This is a genomic window from Stutzerimonas zhaodongensis (assembly GCF_003696365.1).
GTDB classification, from domain to species: Bacteria; Pseudomonadota; Gammaproteobacteria; order Pseudomonadales; family Pseudomonadaceae; genus Stutzerimonas; species Stutzerimonas zhaodongensis.
Window position 1 is genome coordinate 161,488 of record NZ_RFFM01000006.1, and the last position, 13,923, is coordinate 175,410.

Consider the following 13,923-nt stretch of genomic DNA (forward strand, 5'->3'; position numbering starts at 1 on the left):
CAGGCTCCCTTAACCATTGGTGCGTACGACTTGGCCGTCACGGCACATCAGGCACGCGGCGACGATGTCGTCTTCAAGATTGAGCTGGAACCGGGCTTCGCCATCGATCACCAGCTTGAGGAAGTCCAGCAGGTTGCGGGCGTATAGCGCCGACGCATCCGCTGGCACGAGGGTCGCCAGGTTGGTGTAGCCAACCAGGGTCACGCCGTGCTTGACCACCACCTGATCGGCTTCGGTCAATGGACAATTACCGCCCTGAGAGGCGGCAAGATCGATCACCACCGAGCCTGGCTTCATCTGCTGCACGGTCTCTTCCTGCAACAGCGTTGGCGCCTTGCGGCCCGGAATCAGCGCGGTGGTGATGATGATGTCGGCCTGCTTGGCACGCTCGTGCACGGCTTGCGCCTGACGTGTCATCCAGGACGCCGGCATGGGACGGGCATAGCCGCCGACGCCTTCGGCGCATTCACGCTCTTCGTCGGTCTCGAACGGCACGTCGACGAATTTGGCACCCAGCGATTCGATCTGCTCCTTCACCGCCGGACGCACGTCCGAGGCTTCGATGACCGCGCCCAGGCGCTTGGCCGTGGCGATGGCCTGCAGGCCGGCAACACCGGCGCCAAGGATCAGCACCCGTGCGGCTTTCACCGTGCCGGCGGCGGTCATCAGCATCGGCATGAAGCGCGGATACTGGTTGGCGGCGACCATCACCGCCTTGTAGCCGGCGATGTTGGCCTGAGAGGAGAGCACGTCGAGGCTTTGCGCACGGGAGGTACGCGGTGCAGCCTCCAGGGCGAAGGCGGTGATGCCGCGTTCGGCCATCCGTGAAATGTTTTCGTTGTCGAAGGGATTGAGCATACCGACGAGTACCGTGCCGGGCTGCATTTGTGCCAGCTCGGTTTCGCTCGGTGCGTTCACCTTCAGCAGGATCTCTGCTGCGAACGCCGCAGCGGCATCGGCGATGGTTGCGCCTGCCGCTTCATAGGCACTGTCCGGGACGCTGGCCTGTAGGCCGGCCCCGCTCTGCACCGTCACCCGATGCCCCTGGCCGATCAGCTTCTTGATGGTTTCCGGTGTCGCGGCAACGCGCGTTTCACCGGGCCTGGTTTCGAGAGGAACACCAATGTGCATTGTTCTTGTTCTCCTGCTTGATCGTAACCAGCGGTTGCTCGGTAACCCGGCTATCCCGCTGGCGTTACTTTTCGCCCGACCACTACGGTTGGCGGTCGGGTGTGGATCGGTTAACGGGCTCCTGCACTGCTGGTCGAGCACGCTATGGCGCGGCATTCTGCAAGGACTAAAAAAATCAAACAACTGTTTTAATCAGAACGGGAAAGTGGCGCTTCGTTCACGTTGTGACTATCAGATCGTTTCGCATCGCTACAGACAGCGCGGGTATTGGCTTCGACCTTCGTCTAAGGTTCCATAGCGGGTTATGCGCGGCGCAATCATGAATGACGGACCATAGACGGTGTATTCGTCGGCCGACTTGTCTGTATGCGACCTTGGTGCCGGTCGGTGCGGCGAATGCGTATAAAAAAACCGGGCGAAGGTTTGCAATGTCATGCATTCCTTGTAGTCCATAGCTGTTGGCCGCGCCGGCATCGGACCGCCGGCCAACATGAGTCGCACCCTCTGCGAGAAAATAGCTGGCATGGCCGAACTAGACTTGAACGAGATGACCCTGTTGGAGGAACCGCTACCGCGGCGGTTACCTTTCGCCTTCGCCCGCCGCCACGGCGTCATCCTGCTGGAGCGCCCGGACGGCATGCGTTTGTGCGCACGCGAGGGCGCGCCGTTGACTGCGCTGCAGGAAGCCCAGCGCGTCGCCGGCGGCCCGCTGGCAATGCAGTGGCTGGCCCAGGAGGAGTTCGAACAGGCGCTCAGCGCCGCCTACCAGCACGATTCCTCGGCGGCGATGCTGATGGTCGAAGGGCTGGGCGACGAGATGGACCTGCACAGCCTGGCCGATCAGATCCAGGAAACCGAGGACCTGCTGGAACAGGAAGACGACGCGCCGATCATTCGCCTGATCAATGCCATCCTCGGCGAAGCGATCAAGGAAAACGCGTCCGACATTCACGTCGAGACCTTCGAGAAACGGCTGGTCATCCGCTTCCGCATCGACGGCATCCTGCGTGAGGTGGTGCAGCCCAAGCGAGAGCTGGCAGCGTTGCTGGTGTCGCGGATCAAGGTCATGGCGCGCTTGGATATCGCCGAGAAGCGCATCCCCCAGGACGGCCGGATTTCTCTACGGGTCGGTGGTCGAGAGGTGGACATCCGCGTATCGACCCTGCCGTCGGCCAACGGTGAGCGCGTCGTGCTGCGTCTGCTGGACAAACAGGCAGGCCGGCTCACCCTTCGCCATCTGGGCATGAGTGACCGTGATCGCAAGGTCATGGAACAAGCGGTGCAGAAGCCCCACGGGATCATTCTCGTCACCGGCCCCACCGGCTCGGGTAAGACCACCACGCTTTACGCCAGCCTCGTCACGCTCAACGACCGCTCGCGCAACATCCTCACCGTCGAGGACCCCATCGAATACAACCTCGAAGGCATCGGCCAGACGCAGGTCAACACCAAGGTCGACATGACCTTCGCCCGCGGCCTGCGCGCAATCCTGCGTCAGGACCCGGACGTGGTGATGGTCGGCGAGATCCGCGACCAGGAAACCGCGGACATGGCAGTGCAGGCGTCGCTCACCGGCCACCTGGTGCTGTCGACGCTGCACACCAACAGCGCCATTGGCGCAGTCACGCGTCTGGTGGACATGGGTGTGGAGCCGTTCCTGATTTCATCCTCGCTGCTCGGTGTACTGGCCCAACGCCTTGTTCGCGTGCTGTGTAATGACTGCAAGCGCGCTTACGTAGCAGACGAGGCCGAGTGCGCGCTGTTCGGCGTCGACCCGAGCGAGGCGCCCACGCTGTACCACGCCGAGGGCTGCGATGTGTGTCGGCAGCTGGGCTATCGTGGACGAACGGGTATCTACGAACTGGTCATGTTCGACGACTCGCTGCGCAGCATGATTCATACCCGTGCGGCCGAGCAGGAAATGGTTCGCCATGCGCGCAAGCTCGGGCCGAGTATCCGTGACGATGGCCTGCGAAAGGTGCGTGAAGGCGTGACCACGATCGAAGAAGTGTTGCGCGTGACCCGCGAGGAATAAGCGCATGAGTTTCACTGGTACAAGGACCGCTACCCAGGCCATGACTGCGTTCGAATTCCCATTGCCGCCGTATGGCTGCGGCACCCGGTGTGATGCCGGCACGCAATTTTCGGCCGCGTTTCTGCGCCTGACATCGCTGGCAGACGGCTGATGGCGGCGTTCGAATACATCGCGCTCGATCCACGCGGTCGCGAGCAGAAGGGGCTGATCGAGGCGGACAGTCCGCGGCAGGCGCGGCAACTGTTGCGTGAGAAGCAGTGGTCACCATTGGAGGTCAAGCAAGCCAAGGCCAAAGAGGACACCGGCGGTGGTGGCTTCGCCTTTGGCCGAGGGCTCTCGGCGCGCGACCTCGCCCTGGTAACACGGCAGCTGGCGACCCTGGTTCAGGCTGCATTGCCCATCGAGGAAGCCTTGCGTGCCGCGGCGGCGCAGTCGACTTCGCAGAAAATCAAGTCGATGCTGCTGGCAGTGCGCGCGCGGGTGATGGAAGGGCACAGCCTGGCGGGCTCGCTGCGTGAATATCCATCGGCCTTTCCAGAGTTGTACCGCGCAACTGTCGCGGCCGGCGAGCACGCGGGGCATCTCGGATTGGTACTCGATCAACTGGCGGACTACACCGACCAGCGTCAGCAGTCGCGACAGAGGATCCAGCTAGCGCTGCTTTATCCGGTGATCCTGCTCGTGGCCTCGCTGGCCATCGTGGTGCTTCTGCTTGGCTATGTGGTGCCGGATGTGGTGAAGGTGTTCGTCAACACCGGCCAGGCGCTTCCTGCGTTGACCACCGGGCTGATCGCCGTGAGCGAGGTGGTGCAGCAATGGGGTTGGCTGATGTTGCTGGGAATCTTCGCCGCCGGGTTCGCCATGCGGCAGGCCCTGCGTGACGAGAAGATCAAGCGGCGCTGGCATGCTTTCATCCTGCGTATCCCGCTGGTTGGGCGGCTGGCGCGGGCGACCAATACCGCGCGTTTCGCCTCGACTCTGGCGATCCTGACTCGAAGCGGCGTGCCACTGGTGGATGCGCTGGGTATCGCGGCGGCGGTAATCGCCAACCTGCGTATCCGCGACAAGGTGATCGAGGCGGCTCAGCGTGTGCGTGAAGGTGGCAGCCTGACCCGCGCGCTGGATGCCACCAACGAATTTCCGCCGATGATGCTGCACATGATCGCCAGCGGCGAGAAATCGGGTGAACTGGACCAGATGCTGGCACGCACGGCACGCAATCAGGAAAACGACCTGGCCGCGCAGATATCCCTCTTGGTAGGACTTTTCGAACCCTTCATGCTGGTTTTCATGGGGGCTGTGGTATTGGTGATCGTTCTGGCGATCCTGCTGCCGATTCTTTCTCTCAATCAACTGGTGGGCTAGTGAGCATGACGTTGAACCAACACAAGCAGAGGGGTTTTACCCTCATCGAAATCATGGTGGTGGTGGTGATCCTCGGGATTCTCGCCGCGCTGGTGGTGCCTCAGGTGATGAACCGTCCCGATCAGGCCAAGGTCACGGTGGCCAAGGGTGATATCAAGGCCATCGGCGCCGCCCTCGACATGTACAAGCTGGACAATTACTCCTACCCCAGCACCCAGCAGGGCCTGGATGCTCTGGTGAAGAAGCCCGGCGGCAATCCGCAACCAAAGAACTGGAACCGCGACGGATACCTCAAGCGCGTGCCGAAGGATCCATGGGGCAATGAGTACCAGTACCTCTCGCCAGGTACCCAAGGCCCGTACGACCTGTACTCCTACGGTGCCGATGGCAAGCAGGGCGGGTCCGAGCTGAACGCGGACATCGGTAACTGGGACCTCTGATCGATGCACCGGGCGCGCCGGGAGGGCGGCTTTACGCTGATCGAGTTGATGGTGGTGATCGTCATTCTCGGCAGCCTGGTGGGCTTGGCAGTGCTTTCGATGGGCAGTTCCAATTCGTCTCGGGAAATCCGTGATGAAGCGCAGAGGCTTGCGACCCTGATCAGCCTGATGGCCGACGAAGCGGTGCTCGACAGCCGTGAGTACGGCCTGCTGATCAGTCAGGAAGGCTACCGGGTGATGCACTACGACGAGGCAGACTCCCGCTGGGTCGACGCTGGAGAGGGGAAGGCGCACCGGGCGCCGGACTGGATACGTCTGGAGCTGGAGCTTGAAGGCACGCCGTTGAAACTGGTGGCACCGATCAAGCGCGAGGACGATCCGATCGGCCTGTCCAAAAAGGGCGACCGTGAACGCCGCCGCGCTCCTCGCGTGCAGCCTCAGCTGCTCATCCTCTCGAGCGGTGAGCTTTCGCCTTTTACCTTGACCCTTTCCGACCAGCGCCCCGGTGGCGGTGGCTGGACCGTGTCCAGCGACGGTTTTCAAATGCCCCAAGCCGAGCCGCTGGAAACTCGCCGATGAGTGCAGGTCGGTCCCAAGCGCGGGGTTTCACGCTGCTTGAAGTGCTGGTGGCGCTGGCCATCTTCGCAATCGTCGCCGCCGTGGTGCTCACTGCCGCTGGGCGCAGTGTGAACAATGCCGGACGGTTGGAAACGCTGACGTTGGCGGGATGGATCGCAGACAACCGTCTGACCGAATTGCAGCTGTTACAGCCGGCTCCGGCAATGGGGCGCGAAGATCAGAACTTGGATTTCGGCGGCCGCAAGTGGCAGACCCTGAGCCAGGTGGAAACCAGCGGTACGCCGGGGCTGCTGCGTATCCAGGTCTGGGTCGCCGAGGTCGAGCCGCGGCGCAGGGGCAGTGATGGCTCAATCGAGCAGCGCGCCGTGACCAGCCTGACCGGCTTCGTCGGCGTCGAACCATGAGCCGAGCCATTTATCCAATCATGAACGCCCGCTCCGCGAAGCGGCGCAGGATGCAGGGCTTCACTCTGCTCGAGCTGTTGATAGCCATCGCCCTTTTCGCGCTGCTGGGCCTGGCGACCTATCGCATGCTCGAGTCGGTACTGCGCAGCGATGAAGTGATCCGTGCGCAGGAAACGCAGCTGCGGCAACTGGGCCGCGCCGTCTGGCGCCTGGAGCAGGACCTGATCCAGGCGGTACCGCGACCTGTGCGAGACGGCTACGGCGACGAGCAGGGCGCTTTTATCGGCCAGCTCGCGGGATTCGAGGGTGGCGCCACCGTTGAGCTTACCCGCAGTGGCTGGCGCAACCCCACCGGGCAGCGTCGTTCGAATCTTCAGCGAGTCAGCTGGCGACTCGCCGGCAGCAGCCTTGAACGGCAGTACTGGACGGTGCTCGACCGCGATCTGGACAGTGATGCTCAGGTGCAGCGGGTGCTTGATGATGTGACTGAACTGCGCCTGCGCTACCTCGATGCGGAGAACAGCTGGCACGAGGAATGGCCCCCCTTCAGTTTTGGTCGCAGCGATCCGGGTGAAGAGGCGCGGCGTATGCCGGTCGCGGTCGAGGTTTCCTTCGACCACCAGCGTTACGGCACCATCACCCGCTTGCTGCGACTACCCGATGGTCCGACGCCCGAGCCCGAGTTCATCCAGCCCGACTCACAGGGCGTGCCTGAGCCCGGCGGCGTGGGAGAGATGCAATGAAGCGCGAGCGCGGCGTCGCGCTGATCACCGTGCTGCTGGTCGTGGCCATCGTCACGGTGGTCTGCGCTGGCATGATCGCCCGTCAGCAACTGTCGATCCGTGGCACCGCCAATCAGGCCCAGGCGCGCCAGGCGTGGCACTATGCGCTTGGTGGGGAAGCGCTGGCACAATCGATTCTGCGCCGCGACCTGCAGGCGACCGAGGGCACCGGGCAACCCGCCGTGGATCATCTGCTCGAGCCCTGGGCGATGCCGCAGCCGGCGTACGATCTCGATGAAGGTCAGGGGCAGGTTCAGGTCCGTATCGAGGACCTGGCCGGGCGCTTCAACCTCAACAGCCTGGTGCAGGACCAACAGACGAACGCTGCGGCTCTGGCCCAGTTCCGTCGGCTACTGTTGCGCCTGCAGATCACCGAGCCCTATGCCGAGCGACTGGTCGACTGGCTGGACAGCGATCAACAGCCCACAGGCGAGTTCGGCGCCGAGGACAACGCCTATCTGCTGCTGGACCCGCCATACCGCACGGCAGGCACCCGCATGGAGGACCTGTCGGAGTTGCGCCTGCTGCTTGGCATGCGCGATGAGGACTTTCAACGCATGGCGCCCTATGTCGCCGCGCTGCCGGCAAATATTCCGCTGAACGTGAACACCGCGAGTGCCTTGGTGCTGTCGAGTCTCGCCGACACCCTCAGCCCCAGCGCGGCTGAGTCGCTGGTAAAGCTCAGACAGGCCGCGCCATTCCGAGATACAGCCAGCTTCATGGCGCAACCGGCGCTAAGCGGTGTCCAACTGCAAGGCACCAACATTGCGGTAACCAGTCAATTCTTCCAGGTCATCAGCGAGGTGCGTCTGGCAGACCGCCGGCTGGCGCTGGTAAGCCAGATTCGGCGCGAAGAGAACGGGGACATCCGCGTATTGAAGCGCAACCTGGGGCAACCGCCACGATTGCCCCGACCAACCAATAACGGAGATCGATAGCCGATGGACTGCCTGTTTCTGCCGCCCGATTGCGGTGCCCGGATCGACAGCGATACCCGCGTTTACTGGCTGCCGGGCGAGGGTGAGGAGGGGTGGATGCCCCTGTCTAGCGTCATCGAGCAAGCCTCGGCAGCTGTCACGCTGATACTGCCGGCCGAGGTATGCAGCTCGTTCGCGGTCAATCTGCCGACGCGCAAGGCACGTTGGGTCAACCAGGCGCTCGCCTATGCGGTGGAGGAGCTGCTTGCAGAGAACGTCGATGACCTGCACCTGACCCACGGCGATGCGCTGGATGATGGCCGACGCCGGGTCATCGCTGTCCGCCGGCAATTGTTGGCCGACTGGCTAGAAGACCTTCAGGCTTTGGGCCTGACCATCGTTGCTATCCATGTCGATGCCGATCTGCTGCCGCGGGATGGAACGCAGTTGTTGGTCATCGACAACCGTGCCCTGCTGGGGGGCAGTGCCGAAGCCCGCCTGGCTTTCGACAGCAAGCAATGGCCGCATCTTGCCGGGCAATGCCCCGCTCCGCGTCACGGACACGGCACCTCTGCGCAATCGCCGGCGCCACTAGATGATTATCGACAGCTGGACGAACCATACCGTTTTCTTGCCTCGGGTCGCGCTGCCGCGCTGAACCTGGCTCAGGGCGACTTCGCTGTACAGGCGGCCGGCAGCGGGCTGGGGCAATGGAAGCCGGTGGCGCTGGTGCTGGTGCTGGTGCTGGTGGTGCAGCTGGTATTCAACCTGGTTCAGGCCTGGACCCTTGAGAGTCAGGCCGATCGTTATGCCGAAGCCAGCCGAGCCCTCTATACAGAGCTGTTTCCGGAAGACCAACGCATCGTCAATCTGCGCGCGCAGTTCGATGCGCACATCGGTCAAAGCTCGGGAGGCTCGAGCGGATTCATGCGCTTGCTCGATGAAGTGGCATTGGCGCTTGCAGAAGGCATTCCCGTGTCGATCGGCCAACTCGACTACAACCAGTCTCGGGGTGACCTTGCCATGCAGGTCCGTGCCAGTGATTTTGCGGCGCTGGAGCGACTGCGCCAGCGCCTGGGGGAGACCGGCGAGCCTGTCCAGCTGGGTTCGGCCAGCCGCGACGGTGATGCCGTCAGCGCTCGTGTGGTGATTGGAGGTCGCGGATGAACCTGAGACAACAGATGCGCGTGCGCCTGGCCGAATCACCGCTGTGGCTGCGCTGGCAGCGCTTGCAACCGCGCGAACGCATGTCGTTGACGCTGCTCGGCGCATTCCTGCTGGTGGTGCTGCTCTATGCGCTGCTCTGGCAGCCAGCGCAACAGCGGGCACGCGATGCTCAGGCCTACTTTCAGCAAGAGCGCGAGCTGCATGCCTACATGGAGCAGAACACCGAGCTGGCGCGGCGGATGTCACGCAGCAATCCCGTCTCGCTCGCACCCGAGCAGCTTCAGGGGTTAGTCACTCAAAGCGCACAGCAGAAAGGGCTGACCATCGAAAGTTTTGATTTTGGCAGCGATGGCAGCTTGCAGGTGACCTTGCCCAGCGCAGGCTACGGGACGCTGCTGCGTTGGTTCGATGAACTGCAAGCGGCTGGAGCGACGCTTGCCGAGGTCAGCCTCAGCCAGGTCGGAGAGGGGTTGGTGGATGCCCGGGTAAGCTTCCGTGCGGAAGGCTAGGCTGCGGCGCCATCGCCGAGAAGGTAGCGCCGCGAACGGCGCTACCCTTTGGTCTCACTGCCCAGGCTGGATCTGCATGGCCAGGGCGCGCAAGGCGGCTTCCGCATCGAGCACCTTGTTCACCACATCGTTGGCCTTGTCGCGGCTCAGTCCGAGACGATCGAACAGTTCCTGCGGGATTTCGCTGTAGGGTCCGGAACCGATACCACGATTACGCAGCAGTCGCACGGCGAGGCAAACCAGATTGGCGTGCCCGGCATGCTCGCCCTGGTAGTGTGGATCGTGCTGGAAACGCAGCGCCGTGGACAGCTCGTCCGGCATGCCCCAGTAACGCATCAACCACGCGCCGATCTGCTCGCGGGTGATGCCCAGCAGGTGCTTTTCGACAACGCTGTGGCTCAGGTGCGGGTTGACCTCCATATGCCGACAGATCAACGAGAAGTGCGGCGGGAATACATGGGCCAGAACCAGATAACCAAAGTTGTGCAGCAGGCCGGCCAGGTAGCTGATGCCTGCCTCCGGGCGTTGCGTGCGGGGGATAGCGCGGTTCAGCCCTTCGATCACCGCCGCGGTATAGATCGACTGCTGCCAGTATGGCGTCGCCTGTTGCGGTTGATCCTTGGGAAGGCTCAAGGTCTTGCCGAGCGCGAGGCCCAGCGCCAGGTTGATCACCAGATCGAAGCCGAGCACGCGAACAATGGCGTCTTCGACGGAGCGGATCTTGCCGGGCGCGGCGTAGTAGGGTGAAGCGGCCCAGCTGACGACCTGAGCCGCGAGTGCAGGATCCGTCTCCACCACACCTGTGATGTCATCAACCGACGCGTTTGGGTCTACGCGTAGCTTGATGATTTTCTGCGCAGTCTGCGCCAGCGGCGGGATCTCGATGGTTTCTTCCAGGCGCTTCTGGATACGCCGGGCGGTAAAGCTTTCCACCGCCTGGCTGATTTCCGCGCGGTCTTCCTCCGGACGGTCGAGGTTGGGCTGGATATTGCTCAGCGGAACCGCGAATTGCCCGGCGCTGGCCTTGCTAAGCATTTGCTTGAAATCACTGCTGGCCACGGCGAGCAACAAGCCTGGCTGACCGGATTGGATCAGCAGCTCAGATTGCTGCAGCAAGCGTTCCTCATAGAGACAGGGTGAGCTGGTCAGCGGCGGTAGGCCCGGCAAGACCTTGAGGTCGTGCTTGGAAAGCATGCGGGTCAATCGATCCGGCTTGACTGCAATCAGCTGGCGCCCGGTCAGCTCGGCGAGGCGAGCAAGGTCGAGCAGGTGGTCCCGAGGGTAGAGCACCAGCAACGCGCCGATGGCGTCGTCGACCAGCACCGCCTCCATGCGCTGAGCCGGATCCAGGTCGGATCGCTCCTCGCAGGTGCGATAAGGCAATGCCAATTTGTCCAGCAGCTGGACGATCATTGGCGGAAGCGAATTATGGTTATTGCTTTCGGCAGCCGTGTTCATGAACGTGTCCGTGTTATTCCCGATCGGCGCAGTATAGCCATACCGTTAGTGCGGTTTGAGTTTACCGACGAGCGTCAAACCTGCCCGTATTGCTGGCCGTGGCGCAGCCAACGCTCTAGCAAGGGGCTTACGTGCTGTGGCCACCGTTCCAAAAGAGCGTGCGCGGCGTCACGTACGGCTGGCAGCAAATCGGCATCGCGCATCAGGTCAGCAACCTTGAATTGCAACAGGCCGGTCTGCCGCGTGCCCAGCATTTCGCCGGGGCCGCGCAACTCGAGATCCTTTTCCGCGATGATGAACCCGTCGCAGGTCTCGCGCATGATCGCCAGCCGCTCACGGCCGATCTGCGAAAGCGGCGGGTGATAGAGCAGCACACAATGGCTTGCTGCGCTGCCACGACCGACCCGGCCGCGCAGCTGGTGCAGCTGCGCCAAGCCCAGGCGCTCGGGGTTTTCGATGATCATCAGGCTGGAATTGGGCACATCGACCCCGACCTCGATTACCGTGGTGGCCACCAGCAGCTGCAAACGTCCTTCCTTGAACTCGGCCATCACCGCGGCTTTTTCCGCGGGCTTCATGCGGCCATGGATCAGCCCTACGTTGAGGCCGCCGAGCGCGGCGGAGAGGTCCTCGAAGGTGGTTTCTGCGGCCTGGCAGGTCAGCTCCTCGGATTCTTCGATCAGGGTGCAGACCCAGTAGGCCTGGCGACCCTCGTTGCAAGCCGAACGCACCCGTTCGATGACTTCCAGGCGGCGGCTGTCGGCCACCAGTACGGTATTGACCGGGGTGCGACCAGGCGGCAGTTCATCGAGAATCGAGGTGTCCAGGTCGGCATAGGCGCTCATGGCGAGCGTCCGGGGAATCGGCGTGGCGGTCATGATCAGCTGGTGCGGGCAGAGCCGGCCCTCCACGCCCTTGCGTCGCAACGCCAGGCGCTGTTGCACGCCGAAGCGATGCTGCTCGTCGATGATCACCAGTGCGAGCCTGCTGAACCGCACCTCATCCTGAAACAGTGCGTGCGTGCCGACCACCATTGGGCAGCCTGCTGCGATGCGTTCCAGCGCAGCGGCTCGCGCCTTGCCTTTTAGCTTGCCGGCCAGCCAGGCGACTTCGATGCCCAGCGGCTCGAGCCATTTGCAGAAGGTGATGAAGTGCTGTTCGGCGAGGATCTCGGTCGGCGCCATCAGCGCCACCTGATAGCCAGCCTCCAAAGCCTGCAGAGCAGCGAGCGCCGCAACCACCGTCTTGCCGGCGCCGACATCGCCCTGCACCAGGCGCAGCATCGGCTCGTCCTGGGCGAGGTCGTAGGCGATCTCCGCACCGACCCGTTGCTGGGCACCGGTGGGCTGGAAACCCAGGTTCTGCAGATAACGTTGCGGCAGCTCACGCGCTGCAGGCAGCGGCGGCGCGTGCTGGGCGCGGCTACTCTCGCGCAGGCGTTGCATCGACAGCTGGTGGGTCAGCAGCTCTTCGAAGGCCAGCCGGTGCTGGGCCCAGTGGCGACCTTCGGCGAGTTCTTCCAGATCGGCATCCGGCGGTGGACGGTGCAAATAGCGAATCGCTTCGTCGAGTTTGGCCAGTCGGTAGTCGCGGATCAGCTCGTCTGGCAGCCAGTCGGGCAGGCTGTGTGGACCGAGCCGTGCCAGCGCTTGCTGGGTGAGCTGCCGCAACCGTTGCTGGGTCAGGCCTTCGGTGGTCGGGTAGATCGGCGTCAGCGTCTGTTCGACAGCCACCGGCTCGTTCTCGTCAAGCGCGCGGTATTCGGGATGGTAGATCTCAAGGCCCGAGGCGCCGGGCCGCGCTTCGCCATAGCAGCGCACCTGGGTGCCGCGCTTGAGCGCTTCCTTTTGCGCCTGGCTGAAATGGTAGAAGCGCAGGCTGAGGCTGCCGCTGCCGTCATGCAGACGGACCAGTAAACTGCGGCGCCTGCCCATCACCACGTCCGCGCCCGTTACGGTGCCTTCAATCACCGCATCCTGACCGGGGCGCAGGGCGCCAATCGGCACGATACGGGTACGATCCTGATAGCGTAGCGGCAGGTGGAACAGCAGATCCTGCAAGCTTTCCAGGCCGACCTTGGCGAGCTTTTCGGCCAGCGCCGCGCCGACGCCCTTTATCGCGGTCACCGGGACCGCAGCCAGCTCGCTCATGGCATCAGGCTTTTTTGGCGGGCGGTTTCGCAACCGAGCACAGGCGGATGGAGTCGGCCAGCACCTCGATGGCTCTCGGGCGCGGAAAGCTGGCGCGCCAGGCGATGGCCACGGTGCGGAACGGCACGGGCGGCGTCAGCGGTCGGATATCCAGCACGCCCGGGGAATAATGATGACTGTCGACGGCCGACAGCGGCAGGATCGATACGCCCAGCCCCGAGGCCACCATGTGGCGGATGGTTTCCAGCGAAGAGGATTCCACCGTGGTGTGGCTCGGCGCCTCGCCTTTGCGAGTGGTCGGGCAGGCTTCGAGCACCTGATCGCGGAAGCAATGACCTTCGCCCAACAGCAGCAGGCTCTTGTCGTTGAGCATCTCGCTGTTGATGGTTTCCTTTTTCGTCCACGGGTGGCCGGCGGGCATGAGCACGTAGAAGGGCTCGTCATACAGCGGCAGGGTCAGCACGTCGGCTTCCTGGAACGGCAGCGCGATGATGATTGCGTCCAGCTCGCCTGTGCGCAGCTTGTCGCGCAGAATGTGGGTGAAGTTTTCCTCGATGTACAGCGGCATGTCCGGCGCCACGCGGTGCAACTGCGGAATCAGGTGCGGGAACATGTAAGGGCCGACGGTATAGATGGCGCCTACCTTGAGCGGCGCGGCCAGCTGATTCTTGCCGGCCTGAGCCAGTTCGCGAATGCTTTGCGCTTGCTCCAGCACCTTTTGCGCCTGGGTGACGATGCCTTCACCGACGGGCGTCAGCCGCACTGCGCTTTTGGTTCGCTCGAAGATCAGCACACCGAGCTCGTCTTCGAGCTTCTTGACCCCCACCGACAACGTGGGCTGGCTGACGTGGCAGCGTTCGGCGGCGCGGCCGAAGTGAGATTCCTGGGCGAGCGTGACGATGTAGCGCAGTTCGGTCAGTGTCATAGCGTTATTCCATCAGAGTGCGGGCTAGCATAGCCTTTGCTCGTGTTCGAACCAACTGGCC

At 63.3% G+C, this 13,923-nt stretch carries 14 protein-coding genes; 10 read left to right on the top strand and 4 right to left on the bottom strand.

The window, feature by feature from the left end; genetic code table 11:
* Positions 1–9: 9 nt before the first annotated feature.
* On the bottom strand, positions 10–1,131 hold the full coding sequence (locus EA797_RS18860; protein WP_122168031.1) for a Re/Si-specific NAD(P)(+) transhydrogenase subunit alpha: 1,122 nt from the start codon (positions 1,129–1,131) through the stop codon (positions 10–12).
* Between the two features lie 523 nt (positions 1,132–1,654).
* Between EA797_RS18860 and gspE the strand changes: the two genes are divergently transcribed.
* From gspE to EA797_RS18905, 10 genes are read left to right on the top strand one after another with little or no spacing between them, the layout of a single operon-like run.
* The gene (gene gspE, locus EA797_RS18865) at positions 1,655–3,166 is read left to right on the top strand and encodes a type II secretion system ATPase GspE (protein WP_122168033.1); all 1,512 of its coding nucleotides are present in this window, start codon (positions 1,655–1,657) and stop codon (positions 3,164–3,166) included.
* 4 nt (positions 3,167–3,170) lie between these two features.
* Positions 3,171–3,317, top strand: a complete 147-nt coding sequence (locus EA797_RS21860; protein ID WP_167468832.1) for a hypothetical protein — start codon at positions 3,171–3,173, stop codon at positions 3,315–3,317.
* A complete protein-coding gene (xcpS, locus tag EA797_RS18870; RefSeq protein WP_122168034.1) occupies positions 3,317–4,531 on the top strand; it encodes a GspF family T2SS innner membrane protein variant XcpS in 1,215 nt (404 codons plus the stop codon). The genes EA797_RS21860 and xcpS overlap by 1 nt, the downstream gene beginning before the upstream one ends.
* Positions 4,532–4,536: 5 nt before the next feature.
* The gene (gspG, locus tag EA797_RS18875) at positions 4,537–4,971 is read left to right on the top strand and encodes a type II secretion system major pseudopilin GspG (protein ID WP_122168146.1); all 435 of its coding nucleotides are present in this window, start codon (positions 4,537–4,539) and stop codon (positions 4,969–4,971) included.
* A gap of 3 nt (positions 4,972–4,974) precedes the next feature.
* A complete protein-coding gene (gspH, locus tag EA797_RS18880; RefSeq protein ID WP_122168036.1) occupies positions 4,975–5,550 on the top strand; it encodes a type II secretion system minor pseudopilin GspH in 576 nt (191 codons plus the stop codon).
* Entirely contained in the window at positions 5,547–5,954 is a 408-nt protein-coding gene (gene gspI, locus EA797_RS18885) for a type II secretion system minor pseudopilin GspI (protein ID WP_122168038.1), read from the top strand. The genes gspH and gspI overlap by 4 nt, the downstream gene beginning before the upstream one ends.
* Positions 5,951–6,697: a type II secretion system minor pseudopilin GspJ gene (gene gspJ, locus EA797_RS18890; RefSeq protein ID WP_244214161.1), complete on the top strand. Its 747-nt coding sequence runs from the start codon at positions 5,951–5,953 to the stop codon at positions 6,695–6,697. Before gspI ends, gspJ begins: the two co-directional genes overlap by 4 nt.
* Entirely contained in the window at positions 6,694–7,674 is a 981-nt protein-coding gene (gspK, locus tag EA797_RS18895; protein WP_122168040.1) for a type II secretion system minor pseudopilin GspK, read from the top strand. Before gspJ ends, gspK begins: the two co-directional genes overlap by 4 nt.
* A gap of 3 nt (positions 7,675–7,677) precedes the next feature.
* The gene (gspL, locus tag EA797_RS18900) at positions 7,678–8,820 is read left to right on the top strand and encodes a type II secretion system protein GspL (RefSeq protein WP_122168042.1); all 1,143 of its coding nucleotides are present in this window, start codon (positions 7,678–7,680) and stop codon (positions 8,818–8,820) included.
* Positions 8,817–9,329, top strand: a complete 513-nt coding sequence (locus tag EA797_RS18905; RefSeq protein WP_122168044.1) for a type II secretion system protein M — start codon at positions 8,817–8,819, stop codon at positions 9,327–9,329. Before gspL ends, EA797_RS18905 begins: the two co-directional genes overlap by 4 nt.
* A 54-nt stretch (positions 9,330–9,383) precedes the next feature.
* On the opposite strand, the gene EA797_RS18910 is transcribed toward EA797_RS18905, so the two are convergent.
* The 3 genes from EA797_RS18910 to EA797_RS18920 form a co-directional block, all read right to left on the bottom strand.
* Positions 9,384–10,787 carry an aminoacyl-tRNA deacylase and HDOD domain-containing protein gene (locus EA797_RS18910; protein WP_122168046.1) on the bottom strand — a complete coding sequence of 468 codons (1,404 nt, stop codon included), beginning with the start codon at positions 10,785–10,787 and terminating at the stop codon, positions 9,384–9,386.
* A 74-nt stretch (positions 10,788–10,861) separates the two neighbouring features.
* Positions 10,862–12,937 carry an ATP-dependent DNA helicase RecG gene (gene recG / locus EA797_RS18915; protein ID WP_122168048.1) on the bottom strand — a complete coding sequence of 692 codons (2,076 nt, stop codon included), beginning with the start codon at positions 12,935–12,937 and terminating at the stop codon, positions 10,862–10,864.
* Positions 12,938–12,941: 4 nt separating this feature from the next.
* On the bottom strand, positions 12,942–13,862 hold the full coding sequence (locus EA797_RS18920; RefSeq protein WP_122168050.1) for a hydrogen peroxide-inducible genes activator: 921 nt from the start codon (positions 13,860–13,862) through the stop codon (positions 12,942–12,944).
* Positions 13,863–13,923 lie beyond the last annotated feature (61 nt).

Excerpts from the sequence above, each read along its gene's own strand:
- EA797_RS18860 (WP_122168031.1), bottom strand. The coding sequence starts at position 1,131 with ATGCACATTGGTGTTCCTCTCGAAACCAGGCCCGGTGAAACGCGCGTT.
- EA797_RS18910 (WP_122168046.1), bottom strand. The coding sequence starts at position 10,787 with ATGAACACGGCTGCCGAAAGCAATAACCATAATTCGCTTCCGCCAATG.
- EA797_RS18905 (WP_122168044.1), top strand. The coding sequence starts at position 8,817 with ATGAACCTGAGACAACAGATGCGCGTGCGCCTGGCCGAATCACCGCTG.
- gspI (WP_122168038.1), top strand. The coding sequence starts at position 5,547 with ATGAGTGCAGGTCGGTCCCAAGCGCGGGGTTTCACGCTGCTTGAAGTG.
- EA797_RS21860 (WP_167468832.1), top strand. The coding sequence starts at position 3,171 with ATGAGTTTCACTGGTACAAGGACCGCTACCCAGGCCATGACTGCGTTC.
- recG (WP_122168048.1), bottom strand. The coding sequence starts at position 12,937 with ATGAGCGAGCTGGCTGCGGTCCCGGTGACCGCGATAAAGGGCGTCGGC.
- gspH (WP_122168036.1), top strand. The coding sequence starts at position 4,975 with ATGCACCGGGCGCGCCGGGAGGGCGGCTTTACGCTGATCGAGTTGATG.
- gspE (WP_122168033.1), top strand. The coding sequence starts at position 1,655 with ATGGCCGAACTAGACTTGAACGAGATGACCCTGTTGGAGGAACCGCTA.
- gspG (WP_122168146.1), top strand. The coding sequence starts at position 4,537 with ATGACGTTGAACCAACACAAGCAGAGGGGTTTTACCCTCATCGAAATC.
- gspJ (WP_244214161.1), top strand. The coding sequence starts at position 5,951 with ATGAGCCGAGCCATTTATCCAATCATGAACGCCCGCTCCGCGAAGCGG.
- xcpS (WP_122168034.1), top strand. The coding sequence starts at position 3,317 with ATGGCGGCGTTCGAATACATCGCGCTCGATCCACGCGGTCGCGAGCAG.
- gspL (WP_122168042.1), top strand. The coding sequence starts at position 7,678 with ATGGACTGCCTGTTTCTGCCGCCCGATTGCGGTGCCCGGATCGACAGC.
- gspK (WP_122168040.1), top strand. The coding sequence starts at position 6,694 with ATGAAGCGCGAGCGCGGCGTCGCGCTGATCACCGTGCTGCTGGTCGTG.
- EA797_RS18920 (WP_122168050.1), bottom strand. The coding sequence starts at position 13,862 with ATGACACTGACCGAACTGCGCTACATCGTCACGCTCGCCCAGGAATCT.